Source organism: Streptomyces sp. NPDC031210 (assembly GCF_055570395.1).
Genome location: NZ_JBVIHH010000001.1, coordinates 478,448 through 500,245, shown reverse-complemented (window position 1 = coordinate 500,245; position 21,798 = coordinate 478,448). Strand labels below are relative to the sequence as shown.

Below are 21,798 nucleotides of genomic sequence, written 5' to 3'. Positions count from 1 at the left end.
GGCGAGGGGCCGGTTCCCCCCACACCGTTCCCCACACGGCCGCCCCGCCACCGGCGTTACGATCCGAAGGATCGGGCCGGGCCGGAGATCCAGGCCGGCCGGCAGCAACGAGAGGTGCCGCATCATGCCCAGCACGACCCCGCCGCTCGCCGAAGCCCTTGCCGTGGGGCCGGTCGTCCTCGACGGTGGGTTGTCCAACCAGCTCGAATCGGCGGGCCACGACCTGACCGACTCGCTGTGGTCGGCGCGGCTGCTCGCCGAGGATCCCGAGGCCCTGGTGCGGGCGCACCTGGCTTATTACGAGGCGGGCGCGCAGGTCGCGATCACCTCCAGTTACCAGGCGACGTTCGAGGGGTTCGCGCGGCGTGGCATCGACGCGGCGCGGGCGGCGGAGCTGCTCGGCCGCAGTGTGGAGCTGGCGCGTGAGGCGGCCGGGCGGGCGCGGGCGGGCGGTGTGCGGCGGCCGCTGTACGTCGCCGCGTCGGCGGGTCCGTACGGCGCGATGCTGGCGGACGGCTCGGAGTACCGCGGTCGTTACGGTCTGTCGGTGGACGCGCTGGAGCGTTTCCACCGGCCGCGTCTGGAGGTGCTGGCCGCCGCGCGGCCCGATGTGCTGGCGCTGGAGACGGTGCCGGACGCGGACGAGGCCCGGGCGCTGTTGCGGGCGGTGCGCGGTCTGGGCGTGCCGGCGTACCTGTCGTACAGCGTCGCGGACGGCCGTACCCGGGCCGGGCAGCCGCTGGAGGAGGCGTTCGCCCTGGCGGCGGACGCGCGGGAGGTGATCGCGGTCGGGGTGAACTGCTGCACGCCCGACGACGCGGACCGTGCCGTCGAGGCGGCGGCGCGGGTCACCGGCAAGCCGGTGGTGGTCTACCCCAACAGCGGGGAGAGCTGGGACGCCGGGGCGCGGGCGTGGCGTGGCAGCGGGTCGTTCAGCGCGGAGCGGGTGGCGGGGTGGGCCGATTCGGGAGCGCGCCTGATCGGCGGCTGCTGCCGGGTGGGCCCGGACGCCATCGCCGAGCTGGCGGCCTGCCTCGGGCGCTGAGCCCGGGGCCGCGTCCGAACGGCCGTGCCCGCGAGAAGGGGCACGCGCAACCGCCCCGGCCGACACCGGCCGGGGCGGAAGGCTGCCATGTGCCGCAGGCGGCCGGCGGGTCAGCCGAGCGTCGCGATGGCCTGGTTGAAGGTCACCGACGGACGCATGACGGACGCGGCCTTGGCCGCGTCGGGACGGTAGTAGCCGCCGATGTCGGCCGGCGAGCCCTGGACCGCGATCAGCTCGTCGACGATCGTGCGCTCCTGCTCGGCGAGCGTCTTGGCGAGAGCCGCGAACGCCTCGGCGAGCTTGGTGTCCTCGGTCTGCTTCGCCAGCTCCTGGGCCCAGTACAGCGCCAGGTAGAAGTGGCTGCCACGGTTGTCGATGCCACCGAGGCGGCGGCTGGGCGACTTGTCCTCGTTGAGGAACGTGGCCGTCGCGCGGTCGAGGGTGTCGGCGAGCACCTGGGCGCGCGCGTTGCCCGTCGTCTGTGCGAGGTGCTCGAAGCTGACCGCGAGCGCGAGGAACTCACCCAGGCTGTCCCAGCGCAGGTAGTTCTCCTTGACGAGCTGCTGGACGTGCTTGGGCGCGGAGCCGCCGGCGCCGGTCTCGAAGAGGCCGCCGCCATTCATGAGCGGGACGACCGACAGCATCTTGGCGCTCGTGCCGAGCTCCAGGATGGGGAACAGGTCGGTCAGGTAGTCACGCAGCACGTTGCCGGTGACCGAGATGGTGTCCTCGCCGAGGCGGATGCGCTCCAGGGAGAACGCGGTCGCCTCGACCGGCGACATGATCTCGATCTGGAGGCCCTCGGTGTCGTGCTCGGCGAGGTAGGTCCGGACCTTCTCGATCAGCTTTGCGTCGTGCGCGCGGGTCTCGTCGAGCCAGAACACCGCGGGGTTGCCGGTCGCGCGGGCGCGGGTGACGGCGAGCTTGACCCAGTCGCGGATCGGCAGGTCCTTGGTCTGGCACATGCGGAAGATGTCGCCGGCGCCGACCACCTGCTCCAGCACCGCGTTGCCGGCCGCGTCGAGGACGCGGACGGTGCCCGTGGTGGGGATCTCGAAGGTCTTGTCGTGGCTGCCGTACTCCTCGGCCTTCTGCGCCATCAGGCCGACGTTGGGCACCGAGCCCATCGTCGCCGGGTCGAAGGCGCCGTTCGCGCGGCAGTCGTCGATGACGACCTGGTAGATGCCGGCGTAGCTGCTGTCCGGGAGGACCGCGAGGGTGTCGGCCTCCTGGCCGTCCGGGCCCCACATGTGGCCGGAGGTGCGGATCATGGCCGGCATGGAAGCGTCGACGATGACGTCGCTCGGTACGTGCAGGTTGGTGATGCCGCGGTCGGAGTCGACCATCGCCAGCTCGGGGCCCTCGGCGAGCTCGGCCTCGAAGGACGCCTTGATCCGCGGGCCCTCGGGCAGCGACTCCAGGCCCTTGAGGATGCCGCCGAGACCGTCGTTGGGGCTGAGGCCGGCCGCGGCCAGCGTCTCGCCGTGCGCGGCGAACGTCTTGGGGAAGAAGGCCCGCACGACGTGGCCGAAGATGATCGGGTCCGAGACCTTCATCATCGTGGCCTTCAGGTGCACCGAGAACAGCACGCCCTCGGCCTTGGCGCGGGCGACCTGCGCGGTGAAGAACTCCCGCAGGGCCGCCACCCGCATGACCGACGCGTCCACGACCTCGCCCGCGAGCACGGGCACCGACTCGCGCAGGACGGTGGTGCTGCCGTCGTCCCCCACCAGTTCGATGCGCAGCGTGCCGGGCTCGGCGATGACGGCGGACTTCTCGGTGGAGCGGAAGTCGTCGGTGTCCATGTGCGCGACGTTGGTCTTCGAGTCGGCCGTCCACGCGCCCATGCGGTGCGGGTGCGCCTTGGCGTAGTTCTTCACCGACGCCGGCGCGCGGCGGTCGGAGTTGCCCTCGCGCAGGACCGGGTTGACGGCGCTGCCCTTGACCTTGTCGTAACGGGCGCGGATCTCCCGCTCCTCGTCGGTCTTGGGGTCGTCCGGGTAGTCCGGCAGCGCGTAGCCCTGCTCCTGGAGCTCGGCGACGGCCGCCTTGAGCTGGGGGATGGAAGCCGAGATGTTCGGCAGCTTGATGATGTTCGCGCCGGGAGTCTTGGCAAGCTCGCCGAGCTCGGCGAGGGCGTCCTCGATGCGCTGGTCTTCCTTGAGGTGCTCAGGGAAGCTGGCGATGATCCGCCCGGCCAGAGAGATGTCACGGCTCTCCACAGTGACCCCGGCCGTCGAGGCATACGCCTCGACCACAGGCAGGAACGAGTACGTCGCCAAGGCCGGGGCCTCGTCGGTGTGCGTATAGATGATGGTCGAGTCAGTCACCGGTGCTCCGCTCCACGTCTGCAACATTGCTCGACATCAAGATATCTCGTGAGCGGCCCCTCCTCGACAGGACCCCGCGCCCGGCGGGCGGGGACGGCCGCCAGGCGGCCCGGGCGGCCGGTGCGGTCACCGCGCGTGGGCGGTCGGCACCGTCCGTGACGTACCGGGGCGGACGCTTCCCGTCCGGTGGCCGAGCGGCCCGAAGATCGCGGCGGTCGGGTTACGGGGTCGAAGGCGTTACCCAGACGCAACCCTCATAGCCGCGACAGGCACCGCGGCCGATGGCAGTATGCAGGCCAACTCTCAGCACGCACGGCTTGTTCGCTTCACATCCGCTCTGGAGGACCCGTGTCCGCTCGCTCCTCGTTGCCCGTGATAGCCGTCGCGGCGGCCGTCGCCGTCCTGGCGGGGTGCACCAGCACCAAGTCGGACGGGAAGAAGACGTCCGGCCTGGAGCTGGTCTCCTCCGGGACGCTCAAGACCTGCACCCACCTGCCGTACGCGCCGTTCCAGGTCAAGAAGGACGGCAAGGTCGTCGGATTCGACGTGGACCTGGTGGACCTGGTGGCCAAGGAACTCAAGGTCAAGCAGGAGATCGTCAACACGCCGTTCGAGGGCATCGAGACCGGCCAGGACTTCTCCATCCGCAAATGCGACCTGGCCGCCGCGGGCATGACCATCACGCCCGCGCGGGACAAGGTCATGGATTTCTCCGACCCTTATTTCAACGCCACCCAGGCGCTGCTGACAAAGCAGGGCAAGTCCTTCAAGAAGGTCGAGGACCTCAAGGGCAAGAAGCTCGGCTACCAGAAGGCCACGACCGGCGGAATCTTCGCCAAGGAGCACGGCAAGGGCGTCGAACTGGTGGAGTTCGAGGACCTCGGGCTGCTGCTGACGGCCGTGAAGTCCGGCCAGGTCGATGCCGGCATCAATGACAACGGTGTGCTCTTCGACTACGTGAAGTCGAACCCGGACACCGAGGTGACCGCGGAATTCAACACCGGCGAGCACTACGGCATCGGACTGCGCACCGGAAACGACGCGCTGCGCGAGAAGGTCAACGCGGTCCTGAAGAAGGCGAAGTCCGACGGCAGCTACGACCGGATCTACAAGAAGTGGTTCGGCACCGCCCCCAAGAGCTGACCCGGCCGCGCGACCCCTGGCGTAACGAACGGAGTAGGTCGGCCCTCATGCCCCTGTCCAAACGACGGCGCGCGCGGATCATCCGCGGCGCGCAGTACGGCGTCCTGATAGCCGCCGTGGTGGTCTTCGCGCTGGTCGCCGACTGGCACCAGCTCCGGGTGGCGTTCTTCGACATCGAAGTCGCCAAGGCCATGTTCCCCGACATCATCGTCACCGCACTGGTCAACACCATCCTCTACACGCTGCTCGGCTTCGGTTTCGGGCTCGCGCTGGGGCTGGTGCTGGCGCTGATGCGGCTCTCGTCGGTGCCGCCCTACCGCTGGCTCGCCATCACCTATATCGAGTTCTTCCGCGGGATTCCGGCGCTGCTGGTGTTCATCGCGCTCGGTTTCGGTGTGCCGCTGGCGTTCGAAGTGGCCCTCGATATGAACATCACCGTCATGCTGTCCCTCGGGCTGGTGGGCGCCGCGTATATGGCGGAGACCATCCGGGCGGGAATCCAGGCCGTGCCCAAGGGGCAGACGGAAGCGGCTCGTTCGCTGGGGATGTCGCACGGGCGGGCCATGGTCTCGATCGTCATTCCGCAGGCGTTCCGGATCGTGCTGCCGCCGCTCACCAACGAGTTGATCCTGCTGACCAAGGACTCGTCGCTGGTGTATCTGCTCGGCCTTTCCCTCACCCAGTTCGAGCTGGCCAACTTCGGCCGGGACGCGCTCAACGAACACAAGAGCCTGACGCCGATCCTCGTCGCCGGTCTGCTCTATCTCGTGATCACCCTCCCGCTCGGCCAATTGGTCCGGCGGCTCGAGGCCCGTACGGCGAAGGCCAGGTGACCGGTATGCGGCGGGACAAGACTCCACAGGGCTCCGGCGGCGAGAAGGCCATCGACGTACGGGGACTGCACAAGGCGTTCGGCGAGCTGGAGGTGCTGCGGGGGATCGACTTCTCGGTGGCGCGCGGCGAGGTGGTGTGCGTCATCGGGCCCTCCGGCTCGGGCAAGTCGACGCTGCTGCGCTGCGTCAACCTCCTCGAAGAGCCCAGCGCCGGGCAGGTCACCGTGGCCGGCACCGAGGTCACCGACCCGGATGTGGACATCGACCGGGTACGGCGCCGGATCGGCATGGTCTTCCAGTCCTTCAACCTCTTCCCGCACCTGACGGCGCTGGAGAACCTGACGATCGCCCAGCGCCGGGTGCTGCGGCGCGACCGGGCGGAGGCGGAGCGGATCGGGCGCGCCAATCTCGAACGGGTCGGCCTGAGCGACAAGGAAGGGGCCTATCCGGCGCAGTTGTCGGGCGGCCAGCAACAGCGGGTGGCGATCGCCCGCGCGCTGTCCATGGACCCGGAGCTGATGCTCTTCGACGAGCCGACCTCGGCACTGGACCCGGAGCTGGTCGGCGACGTGCTGGCGGTGATGCGGTCGCTGGCGCGGGAGGGCATGACGATGCTGGTGGTCACGCACGAGATGAGCTTCGCGCGGGAGGTCGCCGACCGGGTGGTCTTCATGGACGGCGGAGTGATCGTCGAGGAGGGCACGCCGGACCGGGTGGTGGGCGATCCCCAGCACGAGCGGACCAGGACGTTCCTGGCGCGGGTGCTGGACCCGGCGGCGGCCGAGGTGGGCGAGGTGGCGGACACCGGTCCGGTCGTCAAGCGCGTCGACCGCTGACCGGCGGGCCCGCCGGTGGCCGCGGCGTCATGGCGACGGCGCGGCCGCCCGGCTTCAGGACAGCGGCCTGGTGAGCTTCTTGGTGCCGGTCCGGTTGCCCATCAGGCTGCAGCTGACGGTTTTGATGCCGAGCCGGTAACCGCTGATGTTGGGGAACTGGACGTAGGTGCCCTCGGCGGTTCCGGAGGGCTGGCGGGCCGCCTTGCTCTCCAGCTCGTTCTTGCACAGCGACGCCGCCTTGCTCTTGATGGCGGAGCTGGTCGTGAAGCCGGAGTCGAGGCGGTGGGTGGTGACGACCTCCGCGTCGTGCGGGCCGTTGCAGGACGCGGACTCGTTGTTGCCGCTGCCGGAGGCCGGGAGGTTGTAGCAGTCGCCCACCTTGAGCTGGAAGAAGGGGATCTTGCCGTCGGTGGGCGACGGCATCAGGCTCTCCATGTCGGTGCCGGTCGGTGTCGCGGACGGCGAGGGGGTGTCGGAGGGCGTCGGGGAGGCGCTCTCGGACGGCGTGGCGCTGGTGCCGGAAGCGCTGGGCTGCGCGCGGTGGCGGTTGTCGTCGTCCCCGCTGTTGCCGATGACCACGGCGACGATGACGGCGGCCACGGCTATGACACCACCGCCGATGATCGCCGCGATCGTCTTGCCGTTGCCGCCACCGCCGGGCGGGCCGGCCGGCTGCTGCCAGCCGCCGGGTCCTCCCGGGCCGGCCGGGCCGCCGGGTCCTCCGGGGCCGAAGCCGCCGCCCGCCGGCGGGTAGCCGCCGGGCGGCTGGTTGGCGGCCGGCAGGCCGAAGCCGCCCTGACCGTAGCCACCCTGGCCCTGGCCGCCCTGGCCGTAGCCACCGGCGGGCGGGCCGTAGCCGCCCTGATTGTCGTGGGGCGGTTGGTTCGGCGGCGGGGGCGGAGGAAAGCTCATGGCAGAGATGATCGCTTCTTTACGGGGTTGTGGCGGACACGGTGACCAACCTGGAACATTCGCCGTCTGAACGACGCGTCACACGGGGACGGTTGGCGACAGTCAGCAAGCCACCCTACGGGCCGGGAGTTTTCCGCGTGCACCGCCCTCCCCCGGACGCGCCGCGCCCGGCGTGCGGCACCCCGGGACCGGTCCCCCGACCCCGGCTCAGGCGGCCCCCAGCAGATGGTCCACAGCGAGCTGGTCCAGCCGCTCGAACGCCATGCCGCGCGCGCCGGCCGCCCCGGCGTCGAAGGACTCGAAGGCGGTGGCGTCCGCGAGCAGGCCGGCCAGGCCGTCCTCGGCGGTGGGGCGGGCCAGTTCGGGCAGGCGGGCGGCGCGCAGGGCCTCCTGGACGGCCGGGTCGGCGCGGAAGGCGGCGGCGCGCTCCTTGAGCAGGAGGTAGGTGCGCATGCAGCCGGCCGCCGAGGCCCAGACGCCGTCCAGGTCCTCGGTGCGCGGCGGTTTGAAGTCGAAGTGCCGCGGCCCTTCGTAACCGCCCGTCTCCAGCAGGTCCACCAGCCAGAACGCGGACCGCAGGTCGCCCGCACCGAAGCGCAGGTCCTGGTCGTACTTGACGCCGCTCTGGCCGTTGAGGTCGATGTGGAAGAGCTTGCCCGACCACAGCGCCTGGGCGACGCCGTGTGCGACGTCGAGCCCGGCCATCTGCTCGTGCCCCACCTCGGGGTTGACGCCGTAGAGCGCGGGCCGCTCCAGCCGTTCGATGAACGCCAGGGCGTGGCCGACGGTGGGCAGCAGCAGGTCGCCGCGTGGTTCGTTGGGCTTGGGTTCGAGGGCGAACCTCAGGTCGTAGCCCTGCTCGACGACATACTGCCCGAGGAGGTCGAACGCCTCCTTCAGCCGGTCCAGGGCGGCCCGCACGTCCTTGGCGGCGCCGGACTCCGCGCCCTCACGCCCGCCCCAGGCGACGTAGACGCCGGCGCCCAGTTCCGCGGCGAGGTCGATGTTACGGAGCGTCTTGCGCAGGGCGTAGCGGCGGATGTCGCGGTCGTTGGCGGTGAACGCGCCGTCCTTGAAGACGGGGTGGGTGAAGAGGTTGGTGGTGGCCATCGGGACGACCATGCCGGTGGCGTCGAGCGCCTGCCGGAAGCGTTTGACGGCGACCTCGCGCGCGAGGTCGCCGGAGCCGGGCGGAACGAGGTCGTCGTCGTGGAAGGTGACGCCGTGGGCGCCGAGGTCGGCGAGCCGCCGGACCGACTCGACGGGGTCCAGCGCCCGGCGGGTGGCGTCCCCGAACGGGTCGCGGCCCTGCCAGCCGACCGTCCACAGGCCGAAGCTGAACTTGTCCTCGCGCACGGGCTGATGACTCATCGCGACTCCCTCGGTGATTTCGTCAACGCGCCTTACAAATCACGTCGCGGCCAAACTAATATGCGGCAGCACACCGGGGAACCCCCTGGACCAGGAGCGCAACACCGGCCGCCGAAGGAGAGCGCACGATGGGCGCACAGTCAGCGGGACCGCTCGTCGTCGGGGTGGACAGCTCCACCCAGTCCACCAAGACGCTCGTGGTGGACGCGGAAACCGGCGTGGTCGTGGCGCGCGGGCAGGCGCCGCACACCGTCAGCGGCGGGGCGGGCAAGGAGAGCGACCCCGCGCAGTGGTGGCGGGCGCTGGGCGAGGCGCTGCACCAGTGCGGTGACGCCGCCCGGCAGGCCACCGCGCTGTCCGTGGCCGGCCAGCAGCACGGCCTGGTGACGCTCGACGCGGCCGGCGCGCCGGTGCGCCCGGCGCTGCTGTGGAACGACGTACGGCCCGCTGCCCAGAGCGAGCGGCTGATCGGGGAGTTGGGCGGGGCGCGGGTCTGGGCGGAGCAGGTCGGGAGTGTGCCGGGGCCGGCGTTCACGGTGGCCAAGTGGGCCTGGCTGCGGGAGAACGAGCCGGCGGCGGCCGCCGCGACGACCGCGGTGCGCCTGCCGCACGACTATCTCACCCAGCGGTTGACCGGCGAGGGCGTCACCGACCGCGGTGACGCGTCGGGGACGGGCTGGTGGGCGTCGTCCACCGAGTCCTACGACAGCCGGATCCTGGAGCACGTGGGCCTCGCCCCCGAGGCGCTGCCACGGGTCGCGCTGCCGGGCGAGGCGGCCGGCACCGTACGGTCCGGCGATCTGCCGGTGCCGCGCGGCGCGCTGGTCGCCGCCGGCACCGGCGACAACATGGCGGCGGCGCTCGGCCTGGGCCTGCGCCCCGGACAGCCGGTGCTGAGCCTGGGCACCTCGGGGACGGCCTACGCGGTCTCCACTCGCCGGCCCGCCGACCCGACCGGCACCGTCGCGGGGTTCGCCGACGCGCGCGGCGACTGGCTGCCGCTCGCCTGCACCCTGAACTGCACCCTCGCCGTGGACCGGATCGCGGCGCTGCTGGGGCGCGACCGGGAGGCCGTCGAGCCCGGTGGCGGCGCGGTGCTGCTGCCGTTCCTGGACGGCGAGCGCACCCCGAACCTGCCCGGCGCCTCCGGCCTGGTGCACGGGCTGCGGCACGACACCACGGCCGGCCAACTGCTCCAGGCGGCCTACGACGGGGCGGTGTTCACCCTGTTGCGGGCCCTGGAGCGGGTGCTGGACCGGGACGCCGGGCCCGATGCGCCGCTGCTGCTGATCGGCGGCGGCGCGCGCGGCGGGGCCTGGCGCGACACCGTGCGCCGGCTGTCGGGGCGACCGGTCGTGGTGCCGCGGGCCGGGGAGCTGGTCGCGCTGGGCGCGGCGGCGCAGGCGGCCGGGCTGCTGCTGGGTGCGGATCCGGCGGGGGTGGCGCGTCGCTGGGGGACGGCGCGGGGCGAGACGTACGAAGCGGTGGAGCGGGACGGCGCCGCCTGGGAGCGGCTGACCGCGACGCTGACCGACGGGCAGGCGCTGCTACGGAGGTGACGCGGCCCGCGGCCGTCCGCCCGAAGCCGCCTTGGCCGCCCCGGCCGCGTACTTCTGCCGACATCCGACACCCGGAACCCGACGCCGACACCGATACCCGACGCCCACCCCCACCCCCACCCCCGCCATCCGCCCCGAGGAGACCACCATGCCCGCGTCCGGCGGCGACACCCAGCACGGCATACGACGGCGCAACCTGGCCAGGGTGCTGCGCACCGTGGCCGCGCGCGGTCCTCTCTCGCGGGCGGGCGTCGCGGCGCTGATCGGGCTGACCAGGGCCGGGGTGGCTCCGCTCGTCGAGGAGCTGCTGCGGGCCGGGCTGCTGGTGGAGGCCGGGAGGGCGGCGCCCAGCGGCCGGGGCCGGCCGGGCAGCGAACTGACGGTCAGCGACCGGGGGCCGGCCGGGATCGGCGCGGAGATAGGCGTCGATCATCTGGCCGTGTGCGCGGTGGACCTGCGCGGCCGGGTCCGGGCACGGGCCGCCCTCGACACCTCCAACCGGCACAGCGCTCCGGGCCCGGTGCTGCGGCGGCTGTCCGCGCTGCTCGCGCGGGTGACGGCGGAGATCGCGGCCGACGGACTGTGGCCGGCCGGGCTGGCGGTGGCGGTTCCGGGCCTGGTGGCCCGTGGTTCGGCGACCGTGGTGCACGCGCCCAATCTGGGCTGGCGGGACGCGGATCTGGCCCCGGGCCTGGCCACCGCCCTCGGTGATCCGCTCCCCCGCCCCCTCCCCCTCACCGTCGAGAACGAGGCGCATCTGGGCGCGCTGGCGGAGCTGCGACTGGGCGGTGGCGCGGACGGGTCCGCCCCGCCGCCGGACTTCCTCCATGTGTCGGCGGAGGCCGGGATCGGTGCCGCGATCGTCGTGGACGGTCAACTGCTGCGAGGCGTAAGGGGTTTCGCGGGCGAGTTGGGGCACGTACCGGTCCATCCGGACGGCCGGGTGTGCGGTTGCGGCGCGCGCGGCTGCCTGGAGGGGTACGCGGGCGAGGAGGCCGTGCTGCGCGCCGCCGGGCTCACGCCCGGGCGGGCGGCCGCCGAACATCCGGGGCCCGGCGCCCGGATCGCGCTGCTCGCCCACCGGGCCGCCGCCGGCGACCCGGCCACCGTCCGCGCGCTGGAGGAGGCGGGCGCGGCTTTGGGTATCGCGCTGGCCGGGGCGGTGAATCTGCTCGATCCCCGGGCGGTGGTCCTCGGCGGGGCGCTGGCCGGGCTGGCGCCGTGGGTCATGCCTTCCCTGGAGCGGGAACTGACGCGGCGTACGGCCGTCGGGGCGGCGGGCGGGCGGCCCGGTCCGTCGGTGCGGGTGTCCGGGCTGGGCGCGGACGGGCCGCTCCTGGGGGCCGCGCACGCCGCGCTCGCCACGGTCTTGGAGGACCCGTTGAATGCCGGCATCCCGGCACACTCTCCCCCGCTCTAGATTCCACTAAACCTTTCCACGGAAAGGGATTTCCATGCCACTCTATCGTGTGATTGTGCCGATAAAAAGCGCACCACTATCGTCGCTACCGCGGGCTGCCGCCGGACGTGCTCAAAGGTGCGGTCGGGCGTTTGCTTCCGCACCGTACGACGAGATAGGCGGAGCTTGTGACGATTGCCGAAGAAACGTTAACTGCAAGCGCTGAAGAGGGACAGCGGTCCAGCCTGAGCACGGCCACCGCGCGGAATTTGGCGACCACCACCAAAACCGCTCCGCAGATGCAGGGCATCACCTCCCGATGGCTGCTCCGACTGCTGCCCTGGGTCCAGGTTTCCGGCGGCACGTACCGCGTCAACCGCCGGCTGGTCCACACCGTCGGTGACGGGCGGATCGATTTCGACATCTCCGGCACCGAGGTGGCGATCATCCCCGAGGAGCTGCGCGAGCTCCCCGCGCTGCGGGAGTTCGACGGGCTCGACGTGCTCGGGGCGCTCGCCGAGCGGTTCACGCAAGCCGAATACGCCCCCGGCGAGCTGATCGCCGAGGCCGGCCACCCCGTCGACCGGCTGGTGCTGATCGCACACGGCCGGGTGGACCGCGTCGGGACCGGCAAGTACGGCGACGCGACGGTGCTCGAAGCGCTGGCCGGCGGCGACCACCTCGGCGACGCGCCGCTCACCTCACCCGACGGGACCTGGCCGTGCAGCTACCGCGCGGTGACGCGGGTGACCGTCATGACGCTCCCCCGGCAGGCGGCGCAGGAGGTCATCGACCGTTCGCCGGAGCTGCGCGCACACCTCTCGGCGGACGGGCAGGGCCCGGCGCGTCCGACGAACGCCAGCGGCGAATCGGCGGTCGCGGTCGCCGCCGGACACCACGGCGAACCGTCCCTGCCCGGCACGTTCGTGGACTACGACCTGTCGCCGCGCGAGTACGAACTCAGCGTGGCGCAGACGGTGCTGCGTACGCACACCAGGGTCGGCGACCTCTACAACGACCCGATGAACCAGGTCGAGGAGCAGCTCAAGCTGACCGTCCAGGCGCTGCGTGAGCGCCAGGAACACGAGATGATCAACAATCGGGAGTTCGGGCTGCTGCCCAACGCCGACCTCAAGCAGCGCATCCGCACCCGCAGCGGCCCGCCCACACCCGACGACCTCGACGAGCTGCTCGCGACGGTCTGGAAAGACCCGGGCTTCCTGCTCGCCCATCCCAAGACGATCGCCGCGATCGGGCGGGAGTGCAGCGCGCGCGGGCTGTATCCGACGGCGGTCGACTTCATGGGGCATTCGCTGCCGTCATGGCGCGGCGTGCCGATTTTCCCCTGCAACAAGATCCCGGTGACGAAGGAGCGGACGAGTTCCATTCTGCTGCTGCGCACCGGCGAGGAAAAGCAGGGTGTGGTCGGGCTGCACCGCAGCGGAATTCCCGACGAATACGAGCCGAGCCTCTCGGTCCGTTATATGGGAATCGACGAACGGGCCGTCCTCAAATATCTGGTGAGTGCCTACTATTCGGCGGCGATTCTCGTACCGGACGCGCTGGGTGTCCTGGAAGACGTGGAAATCGGTCTCTGAAAAAGCCGCGGGGAGGGGCGCTTCGTCCGGCACGGCCGGATGCCGCGCTCCGGCACTGAAGCACCACCCAGCCACACAGCACGTCCGAGCACCAGCACCGACAAGAACAGGTGAGCTTTCTCCATGACCACATCGGTGGACCCGACGTCCGGCCCGCAGACCTCCGAGATCCAGCAGGACCGTTCGAGTCTGGACACATCGGCGGCGCGCAAGCTCGCGACCACCACCAAGACCGTGCCGCAGATGCAGGGGATCTCCTCCCGCTGGCTGCTGCGGATCCTGCCCTGGACACAGGTCTCCGGCGGCACCTACCGCGTCAACCGCCGGCTCACGCACACGCTCGGCGACGGGCGGGTGGAGTTCGTCACGACGGGCGCGGAAGTGCGGGTGATCCCGGCGGAGTTGCGGGAGATGGCGCCGCTGCGCGGCCTGGAGGACGGTCCGGCGCTGGAGGCCCTGGCCGACCGGTTCGAACAGGTCGAGTTCGCCCCCGGTGACGTCCTGGCCGAGCAGGGGCAGCCCGCGGACCGGGTCATCCTGATCGCGCACGGCAAGCTGGACCGGCTCGGCACCGGCAAGTACGGCGACGAGGCGGTGCTGGGGGTGCTCGCCGACGGTGACGCGCTCGGCGAGGCGGCGCTGCTGGGACAGGACGCGCAGTGGGAGCACTCCGTCCGGGCGGTGACCCGGGGCACGGCCCTGACACTGGCGCGCGACGCGTACGAGGAGGTGCTCGGCCGCTCCGAGGCACTGCGCGAGCACATCGAGAGTTTCCGCTCCGCGCTGGTGCCGCCGCAGAACAAGCACGGTGAGGCGGCCATCGACCTCGCCTCCGGCCATGTCGGCGAGCCGGAGCTGCCGGGCACGTTCGTGGACTACGAACGCGCGCCCCGGGAGTACGAACTGAGCGTCGCGCAGACCGTGTTGAAGATCCACTCGCGGGTCGCGGACCTTTACAACGACCCGATGAACCAGTTGGACCAGCAGCTCCGGTTGACCGTGGAGGCGCTGCGCGAGCGCCAGGAACACGAAATGATCAACAACCGCGAGTTCGGGCTGCTGCACAACGCCGACCTCAAGCAGCGCCTGCACACCCGTAGCGGCCCGCCGACCCCGGACGACCTCGACGACCTGATCTCGCGGCGCCGTAAGACGCAGTTCCTGCTGGCGCATCCGCGCACGATCGCGGCGATCGGGCGGGAATGGAACGCGCGCGGGATCTATCCGACCGGGGCGGAGGTCGACGGTACGCCGGTGCGCGCCTGGCGCGGCATTCCGCTGCTGCCGTGCAACAAGATCCCGGTGAATCCGGACCAGACCAGCTCGATCCTGGCGATGCGGGTCGGCGAGGAGAACCAGGGCGTGGTCGGCCTGCATCAGACCGGTATTCCGGACGAATACCAGCCGGGCCTCTCGGTGCGTTTCATGGGCATCAACGACCAGGCCGTCATCAACTACCTGGTGAGCGCCTACTATTCGGCGGCCGTGCTGGTGCCGGACGCGCTGGGCGTCCTGGAGGACGTGGAAATCGGCCACTGAGCCGAGGTGCCCACCGCCCGGGTGCCGTCCGCCGGCCTGGGGTCCAGGGCCGTCGGGCGGCAGCCGGGTGACGGCCGAACAGGTGCCGCTCGGCACCGGCCGCCGCCCCCTGCGACCGCCACGACCCTCCTCAAGGGCCGCGAACATCCCCTCGGCCGTGCCGAACACCCGGGCAGGGCATGGCCCTCCAGCCCCACCGGCCGCCGACCTGATGACGCGTCACACCGGGACACGACGAGCGTTCGGCGCGTGTACGGATTCATGACACCGCCGGGCCATAGTGGGCGCCCTCGGCACCTGGAACAGTGGACGGGAGGTCAGGGGGGATCGTGAGGCGGCGATTCGGGCGGGTGCGCGCGGTCCTGACCGCGCTGGTGGCATGGAGTGTGCTGGTCGGCGCGGGAGTGGCGAGCGGGGCTCCGGCCACGGCCGCGGAAGCGTCGGTCCTCCGCACGCAAGCCGTGCCGGTGGCACCCGGTGTGGCGTACGAGGAGTTCTGGGTGCCGGTGGCGCGCGGCGTCGCGCACGGGCATCTGCTGACCGCCGATCTGGCCGATCCTCGCGTTTCGGTGGACCTGCTGTATCCCGGGGCGGTCGGCGCGCGGTCACCGGTGTCCCAACTGGCCGCCGCCCGGGGGGCGGTGGGCGCCGTCAACGGCGATTTCTTCAACATCACCGAGACCCAGCACCCGGGTGTCGAGCCGACCGGCGCCCCCGTCGGCCCGGCGATCGCCTCGGGGCGGCGGCTGAAGGGCGCGGTGCCGGACGGGCAGCGGTTCGGTCCGGCGATGCCGCCCGGCGCGAGCACCGAGGACGTCCTCACGGTGGGACACGACCGCCGGGCCCGGCTCGACCGGCTCACGCTGCGCGGCACGGTGCGGACGGCGGCGGGACCGCTGCCGCTGCGCGGGCTCAATCAGTACGCGCTGCCGGTCGACGGCATCGGGGCTTACACCAAGGAATGGGGCCCGGTCTCACGGGTGCGGGCGACCTGCGGTACGGACACCGACCGGGCGGCGCCGTGCAGCGCGGAGACCGCCGAGGTCACGGTCCGGCACGGCCGGGTGACGGCGCTCGCCCAGCGGCCGGGCGGCGGCTCGGTCGCGGCGGGCAGCGTGGTGCTGGTGGGCCGGGAGGAGGGGGCGCGGCACCTGCGCGGGCTGCGGATCGGCGAGCCGGTGAGTGTCCGGGCGCGCCTGGTGAGCGGTGCTTCCGTGCCGCCGCTGTGCGCGGTCGGCGGCTTTCCCCTCGTGCGGGACGCCCGGCCGGTCGACGGCCTGGACACGGTCACCGCGGCGGTGCGTACGGCGGCGGGGACCGACGCGGACGGCCGGTCGCTGTATCTGATGGCGCTGGACGGTGCGGCCGGGCAGGCCGGTCTGACGGTGCGCGAACTGGCCGAGGTGATGGCGGATCTGGGGGTGACGGACGCGGTGGATCTCGACGGTGGCGGCTCCTCGACGCTCGTCACCGGTGATCCCTACGACGAGGAGGTCACCGTGCGCAACCATCCGTCGGGCGGCGCGGAACGGCCGGTGCCCAACGCTCTCGGGGTCTTCTCCGACCTGTGAGCGGGCCCGCGCCACCACCCGGCCGTGGGTGTCACGGGCGCACGCTGCTCACGACGTCGGCGGCGCCGGCGAGGCCGTTGTGGATATCGGGGGCGAGGCTGCTGCCGGCGAGGTAGAAGCCGAGCAGCGCGCATACCAGGGCGTGCGAGAACTTGAGCTTTCCGCTGCGCAGGAAGATCACGGTCAAAATCAGGAGCAGTAGGACGACCGAGATGGAAATAGCCATGGGGGACCTCCTCGACCGCCGCCCGAACGGACGGCAATGGGCGGCCAGTTTGGCGCATTTCGGGGTATGTCCGGTGGGAGTCGGGGTGCTCCGATCAGGTGATCACTGCGGGTCACCGGGCCGGCCGGCGGCGGGGTGGTGACGTGGATCACTTTGCTCCCCGCAACGGCGCCGGGGGATTGGCCGTCTTAGCGGCCGGCACCCACGCCGCCCGGCCCCGGCGGCCGGTCCCGCCCCCGCATCCGCACCGCCGACCGAAAGCCCGCAGATGAGCCAGTCCTCCCTCGCCCGCCACCCGGGCCCCGTCCGGTCGCCGCGCGCCGCCCTCGCGCTGGTCGCGCTGGCCGGCATCGGCGCGCTGTCCGGGTGCGGCGGCAGCGCGGCGTCGGCGCCCAGGGGCGGCCCGGTGGCGGTCGAGCTGGGGGCGGCGAACGGCGCCGGGACCGTGCGGGCGGGCGACCGGCTCAGGGTGTCGGCCGCCGACGGCGTGCTGACCGAGGTGACGGTCACCGACCCCAGGGGCCGGCGCCTGGCCGGCCGGCTCGGGAAGGGCGGCACGGTCTGGACCTCGCGTGCGAGGGCCGGACCGGACACCAGATACAGCGTGCTGGCGCGGACGAGGAACGCACGGGGGACGACCGGCGAGGCCAAGGAGTCGGTGACCACAGCGAAGGCGGGGACGATCGACGAGCTTCGGTTCCACTCCGGAGCGCGGGGCGCCGTCCGGGACAAGGTGGGACGGATCGGCGACGGCGGGGGTCGGGGCGGGACGACCGATGCGGACGCGGGCTGACTGTATGGCAAAGTCCCGGTGGGTGACCCGTTCGAGGTCACCGGTTCCTCCGTGAGAGGGAATGCCGACGAAGCCGACGGGATCGGAGACCGGATGGTCGACCGGACCGGGTGGCGACGAAGAGCGCCCTTCCATCGAGCAACTGACGACCTTCAGAGCCTAATGTGACGGAATGAGCACCGTGCAGGACCAGGATCAACTCACCGGGTGGCAGCGCTTCCGGCGGCGTGTCCCCAATGGCTTCGCCATCATCTTCAGCGCGCTGGGGCTGTTCTGCGCCCTGACGGCGCTGTTCGGGCCGTTGCGGCGCTGGCTCCATCCGGTGATCTACTGGCTGGACACCCTTACCATCCCCGTGGCACCGAACTTCGCCTACGCGGCGTTCCTTTTCCTGCTGGCCGCGGCCATGACGGCGCGCAAACGCGTCGCCCTGTGGTTCGTTGTAGTTTACATGCTCCTGGTCACGCTGGCCGACGCGCTGTTCCTCGCCGAGGGCTACTGGGAGTTCGCCGCCTCCCTGGTGCTGTGCACCGGGGCACTGGTGCTGCTGGTCGTCTCGCACCGCGAGTTCTACGCCATCACCCGGCGCGGTGCGTTCCTGCGGGCCGCGCTGGTGCTGGCCGCCGGACTCGTCGTCGCGGTCCTGATCGGCTGGGGACTGGTCGCGCTCGCCCCCGGCTCGCTGGAGGCCGGCGGCGCCAACCGCCTGCTGTGGGCCGCCAATCGTGTCTGCGGCGGCCTGGTCGGCGGCCGTCTGGTCGAGGGGCATCCGCCGCACTGGATCATCACCGTCCTGGGTCTGCTCGGCGCGCTGGCGCTGCTGAACGCCGCCGCCACGCTGTTCCGTTCGCAGCGCATGGAGGCCGCGCTGCACGGTGACGAGGAGGCCCGTATCCGGGCGCTGCTGGCCCGTTACGGCAGCCAGGACTCGCTCGGCTACTTCGCCACCCGCCGCGACAAGGCCGTGGTCTTCTCCCCCAGCGGCAAGGCGGCCGTCACCTACCGCGTCGAGGCCGGCGTCTGCCTGGCCAGCGGCGACCCGGTCGGCGACCGCGAGGCGTGGACGCCGGCCATCGAGGCGTGGCTGGAGGTCGCCGGGCGCTACGGCTGGCAGCCCGCCGTCATGGGCGCGAGCGAGGACGGCGCCAAGGCGTTCGCCCGCTGCGGGCTGGGCGCGCTGCAACTCGGCGACGAGGCGATCCTGCACGTGGCGGGCTTCGACCTGGACGGCCGCGAGATGCGGGTGACCCGGCAGGCCGTCAACCGTGTGCAGCGCACCGGCGCCACCTTCCGCGTGCGCCGGCACTCCGCGCTGTCCGACGAGGAGATGCAGGAGGTCATCCACCGCGCGGACGCCTGGCGCGACACCGAGACCGAGCGCGGCTTCTCGATGGCGCTGGACCGGCTGGGCGACCCCGAGGACGGGGACTGCCTGCTGGCGGAGGCGTTCGACGGCGACGGCAAGATGATCGCGCTGCTGTCGTTCGTGCCGTGGGGCAACGACGGCATCTCGCTGGATGTGATGCGCCGCGACCGCAGCGCGCCCAACGGCGTCATGGAGTTCATGGTCGCCCAACTGTGCGCGCAGGCCGGTCAGCTCGGAGTGCGCCGCATCTCGCTGAACTTCGCGGTCTTCCGGTCCGCCTTCGAAGAGGGCGCGCGGATCGGCGCGGGCCCGGTGCTGAAGTTCTGGCGCCGACTGCTGCTGTTCTTCTCCAAGTGGTGGCAACTGGAGGCCCTCTACCGCTCCAACGCCAAGTACAACCCCGAGTGGTATCCGCGGTTCCTGTGCTACGCGGACGCCGGCGCGCTGGCCCGCATCGGCCTGGCGTCCGGTATCGCCGAGGGCTTCGTGGCCGTGCCGAGCCTGGGCAAGCTGTGGGGCAAGGGGCACAAGAAGCGGGTGCTGGCGCCGGCGAGCACCGCGGGTCTGCCCTCGCTGCACGAACTGGGCCTGGTGGGGACGCCGGCCACCGAGGAGGAGCGGCACGAGCGGGAGCTGGCCGCGCTGCCCGAGCAGGTACGGGTGCGCCACCGCAAGCTGGAGCGGCTGCGGGAGGACGGCGTCGACCCGTACCCGGTGGGCGTGCGGCGTACGCACACCCTCGGCGAGGTGCGCGGCGAGCAGCCCGACCTCGCGCCGGGGGCCCGTACCGGCAAGACCGTGAGCGTCGCCGGGCGGGTGCTGCTCACCCGTGACCACGGCGGTGTGCTCTTCGCGGTGCTGCGGGACTGGTCCGGCGATCTGCAGATCGCGCTGACCCGCGACGGCAGCGGCACCGAACTCCTGGAACGCTTCGGCGCGGACATCGACCTTGGTGACCATGTGGAGGCCGAGGGCGAGGTCGGCGCGAGCGACCGCGGCGAGCTGACAGTGTTCGTGACCGGTTGGCGGCTGACGGCCAAGTGCCTGCGTCCCCTCCCGGACAAGCGGCGCGGCCTGTCCGACCCGGAGGCCAAGGTCCGCCAGCGCTATGTGGACCTGGTCGTCTCGCCGGACGCGCGGGAGACCGTACGGGCCCGCAGCACGGCCGTGCAGGCGCTGCGCCAGGGCCTGATCGACCGCGGTTACCTGGAGGTCGAGACGCCGATGCTCCAGCAGATCCACGGTGGCGCCAACGCCCGCCCGTTCCACACCCACATCAACGCCTACGACCTCGACCTGTATCTGCGGATCGCGCCGGAGCTGTATCTCAAGCGGCTGTGCGTCGGCGGTATGGAGAAGGTCTTCGAGATGGGGCGGACGTTCCGCAACGAGGGCATCTCCTACAAGCACAACCCCGAGTTCACGATGCTGGAGGCGTACCAGGCGTTCGCCGACTACGACGTGATGCTCGATCTGACCCGGGAGCTGATCCAGGGCGCGGCGGTCGCCGCGTTCGGCAGCGCCACCGCCCGCAAGGCGGACGCGAACGGGCGGCTGGTCGAGCACGACATCTCGGGCCTGTGGCCGGTCAAGACCGTCTACGGCGCCATTTCGGAGGCGCTGGGCGAGGAGGTCGACGCGGACACCGGCCCGGACGTGCTGCGGCGGCTGTGCCACGCCTCGTCGGTGCCGGTGAAGCCGGAGATGGGCCGCGGGGACATCGTGCTGGAGATGTACGAGCGGCTGGTGGAGGAGAAGACCACGCTGCCGACCTTCTACAAGGACTTCCCCACCGACGTCTCGCCGCTGACCCGTCAGCACCGCCGCGATCCGCGGCTCGCCGAGCGCTGGGACCTGGTCGCGTTCGGCACCGAACTGGGCACCGCCTATTCGGAGTTGACCGATCCGGTGGAGCAGCGCCGGCGACTGACGGCGCAGTCGCTGCTGGCGGCCGGCGGTGACGTGGAGGCGATGGAGCTGGACGAGGACTTCCTCCAGGCCCTGGAGTACGCGATGCCGCCGACGGGTGGTCTGGGCATCGGCGTGGACCGGCTGGTCATGTTCCTCACCGGCCTGTCGATCCGCGAGACGCTGCCGTTCCCGCTGGTGCGGCGGCGCTAGGGGCGGTGGACGCGCACGTACGGCAAAGGCCGGAAGGGGCATCCCCTTCCGGCCTTTCCGGTCTTTCCCGGACTTTCCGCCGTGGTGGCCCGGGTCAGCCGCGGCCGGCCGCGACGCCTTCGAGGACCTCGGGGTTGGCGCAGTGCGCCAACGGCTCGCCGCGCAGGTAGCGGCCGGCCTCCTCGGCGACGATGCGGGCCGCCTTGTGCGCGACCTCCTGGCTGCCGCCCGCGATGTGCGGGGTGAGGACGACACCGGGGGCGGTCAGCAGCCGGGAGCCGGCGGGCAGCGGCTCCTCGGGGAAGACGTCGAAGCCGGCGCCGGCGAGCTGCCCGGACTCCAGCGCGTCGCAGGCGGCGTCGTAGTCGAGCAGGGCGCCGCGGGCGCAGTTGACCAGGACGGAGCCGCGCGGCATCGCGGCGATCTGCGCGCGGCCGATCATGCCCTTGGTCTCCTCGGTGACCCGGGCGTGCAGCGAGACGACACGCGAGCGGCGCAGGAGCTCGTCCAGGCCGACCTGCTCGGCGACGCCGGCCAGGGCCTCGGGCCGTACGTATGGGTCGTGCACGAGGACGGTGGCGCCCATGGCGTTCAGGACCTTGGCGACGCGGCTGCCGATGGCGCCGAAGCCGATCAGGCCGACGGTGGCGCCGGCGATCTCGATGCCGCAGTTGTCGTAGTCGTAGTAGTCGCCGCGCCAGACCCCCCTGCGCAGGTCGGTGTGGGTGTCGCCGACGCCGCGGGCGGCGGCGAGCATCAGGGTGAGGGTGTGTTCGGCGGTGGCGGTGGCGTTGCGGCCGGGGGCGTGGCAGACGGCGACGCCGTGCCGCGTGGCGGCTTCGAGGTTGACGTTGACCGGGCCGCCGCGGCTGGTGCAGAACAGCTTGAGGTCGGGGCAGTGGGCGAGGACGCGTTCGGTGAGCGGGCCGTGCTCGGTGAGGCAGATCTCGACGCCGCGGAGCGCCTCGATCATCTCCTCCTCGCTGCCGGATGCCTCGATGACCTCGGCGACCGGGCCGAACGGCGTGTGGGGCCATGGGTATTGGAGCTCGCGCACCTCAAGTGGGGTGTCCCCGGCGGCCCGGCGCACGGCCTCGGTGAACAGGCCCGGGCGGATGAAGTGGTTGCCGGCGGCGAGGACGGCGACGGTCATGTG

General features: G+C 72.0%; 16 protein-coding genes. 11 read left to right on the top strand and 5 right to left on the bottom strand.

Features of this window, described 5'->3' with window-relative positions:
- Positions 1-124 precede the first annotated feature (124 nt).
- Positions 125-1,045 carry a homocysteine S-methyltransferase gene (mmuM, locus tag ACZ45Z_RS02330; protein WP_468354670.1) on the top strand — a complete coding sequence of 307 codons (921 nt, stop codon included), beginning with the start codon at positions 125-127 and terminating at the stop codon, positions 1,043-1,045.
- Positions 1,046-1,155: 110 nt separating this feature from the next.
- Here mmuM and ACZ45Z_RS02325 read toward each other — a convergent pair whose 3' ends face one another.
- Positions 1,156-3,375, bottom strand: coding sequence for an NADP-dependent isocitrate dehydrogenase (locus tag ACZ45Z_RS02325; RefSeq protein WP_468354667.1), 2,220 nt, complete (start codon positions 3,373-3,375; stop codon positions 1,156-1,158).
- Positions 3,376-3,723: 348 nt separating this feature from the next.
- On the opposite strand from ACZ45Z_RS02325, the gene ACZ45Z_RS02320 reads away from it, so the two are divergent.
- Genes ACZ45Z_RS02320 through ACZ45Z_RS02310 form a run of 3 tightly spaced genes read left to right on the top strand, consistent with a single transcriptional unit; the run spans position 3,724 to position 6,187 of the window.
- The gene (locus ACZ45Z_RS02320; protein WP_468354664.1) at positions 3,724-4,518 is read left to right on the top strand and encodes an ABC transporter substrate-binding protein; all 795 of its coding nucleotides are present in this window, start codon (positions 3,724-3,726) and stop codon (positions 4,516-4,518) included.
- Positions 4,519-4,565: 47 nt separating this feature from the next.
- Positions 4,566-5,351, top strand: a complete 786-nt coding sequence (locus tag ACZ45Z_RS02315) for an amino acid ABC transporter permease (RefSeq protein WP_468354661.1) — start codon at positions 4,566-4,568, stop codon at positions 5,349-5,351.
- A gap of 5 nt (positions 5,352-5,356) precedes the next feature.
- Entirely contained in the window at positions 5,357-6,187 is an 831-nt protein-coding gene (locus tag ACZ45Z_RS02310) for an amino acid ABC transporter ATP-binding protein (RefSeq protein ID WP_468354658.1), read from the top strand.
- Between the two features lie 54 nt (positions 6,188-6,241).
- On the opposite strand, the gene ACZ45Z_RS02305 is transcribed toward ACZ45Z_RS02310, so the two are convergent.
- Positions 6,242-7,099, bottom strand: a complete 858-nt coding sequence (locus tag ACZ45Z_RS02305) for a hypothetical protein (protein ID WP_468354655.1) — start codon at positions 7,097-7,099, stop codon at positions 6,242-6,244.
- 207 nt (positions 7,100-7,306) lie between these two features.
- Positions 7,307-8,470, bottom strand: coding sequence for a xylose isomerase (gene xylA, locus ACZ45Z_RS02300; protein WP_468354653.1), 1,164 nt, complete (start codon positions 8,468-8,470; stop codon positions 7,307-7,309).
- Between the two features lie 128 nt (positions 8,471-8,598).
- On the opposite strand from xylA, the gene xylB reads away from it, so the two are divergent.
- From xylB to ACZ45Z_RS02275, 5 genes are all read left to right on the top strand, one after another.
- Positions 8,599-10,029 carry a xylulokinase gene (xylB, locus tag ACZ45Z_RS02295; protein ID WP_468354650.1) on the top strand — a complete coding sequence of 477 codons (1,431 nt, stop codon included), beginning with the start codon at positions 8,599-8,601 and terminating at the stop codon, positions 10,027-10,029.
- Positions 10,030-10,177: 148 nt separating this feature from the next.
- Positions 10,178-11,449 carry an ROK family protein gene (locus tag ACZ45Z_RS02290; RefSeq protein ID WP_468354648.1) on the top strand — a complete coding sequence of 424 codons (1,272 nt, stop codon included), beginning with the start codon at positions 10,178-10,180 and terminating at the stop codon, positions 11,447-11,449.
- Positions 11,450-11,616: 167 nt separating this feature from the next.
- Positions 11,617-13,026, top strand: coding sequence for a family 2B encapsulin nanocompartment shell protein (locus ACZ45Z_RS02285; protein ID WP_468354645.1), 1,410 nt, complete (start codon positions 11,617-11,619; stop codon positions 13,024-13,026).
- Positions 13,027-13,149: 123 nt separating this feature from the next.
- Complete coding sequence (locus ACZ45Z_RS02280; RefSeq protein ID WP_468354643.1) at positions 13,150-14,565, top strand: family 2B encapsulin nanocompartment shell protein; 1,416 nt, start codon at positions 13,150-13,152, stop codon at positions 14,563-14,565.
- Between the two features lie 329 nt (positions 14,566-14,894).
- Entirely contained in the window at positions 14,895-16,136 is a 1,242-nt protein-coding gene (locus tag ACZ45Z_RS02275; protein ID WP_468354640.1) for a phosphodiester glycosidase family protein, read from the top strand.
- Positions 16,137-16,167: 31 nt separating this feature from the next.
- Here ACZ45Z_RS02275 and ACZ45Z_RS02270 read toward each other — a convergent pair whose 3' ends face one another.
- Positions 16,168-16,362, bottom strand: coding sequence for a hypothetical protein (locus ACZ45Z_RS02270; protein WP_468354637.1), 195 nt, complete (start codon positions 16,360-16,362; stop codon positions 16,168-16,170).
- Between the two features lie 268 nt (positions 16,363-16,630).
- Between ACZ45Z_RS02270 and ACZ45Z_RS02265 the strand changes: the two genes are divergently transcribed.
- Together ACZ45Z_RS02265 and lysX are read left to right on the top strand one after the other, a co-directional pair.
- A complete protein-coding gene (locus tag ACZ45Z_RS02265; RefSeq protein ID WP_468354634.1) occupies positions 16,631-17,155 on the top strand; it encodes an Ig-like domain-containing protein in 525 nt (174 codons plus the stop codon).
- Between the two features lie 172 nt (positions 17,156-17,327).
- Complete coding sequence (lysX, locus tag ACZ45Z_RS02260) at positions 17,328-20,642, top strand: bifunctional lysylphosphatidylglycerol synthetase/lysine--tRNA ligase LysX (protein WP_468354631.1); 3,315 nt, start codon at positions 17,328-17,330, stop codon at positions 20,640-20,642.
- 94 nt (positions 20,643-20,736) lie between these two features.
- On the opposite strand, the gene ACZ45Z_RS02255 is transcribed toward lysX, so the two are convergent.
- Positions 20,737-21,795: a 2-hydroxyacid dehydrogenase gene (locus ACZ45Z_RS02255; RefSeq protein WP_468354628.1), complete on the bottom strand. Its 1,059-nt coding sequence runs from the start codon at positions 21,793-21,795 to the stop codon at positions 20,737-20,739.
- Positions 21,796-21,798 lie beyond the last annotated feature (3 nt).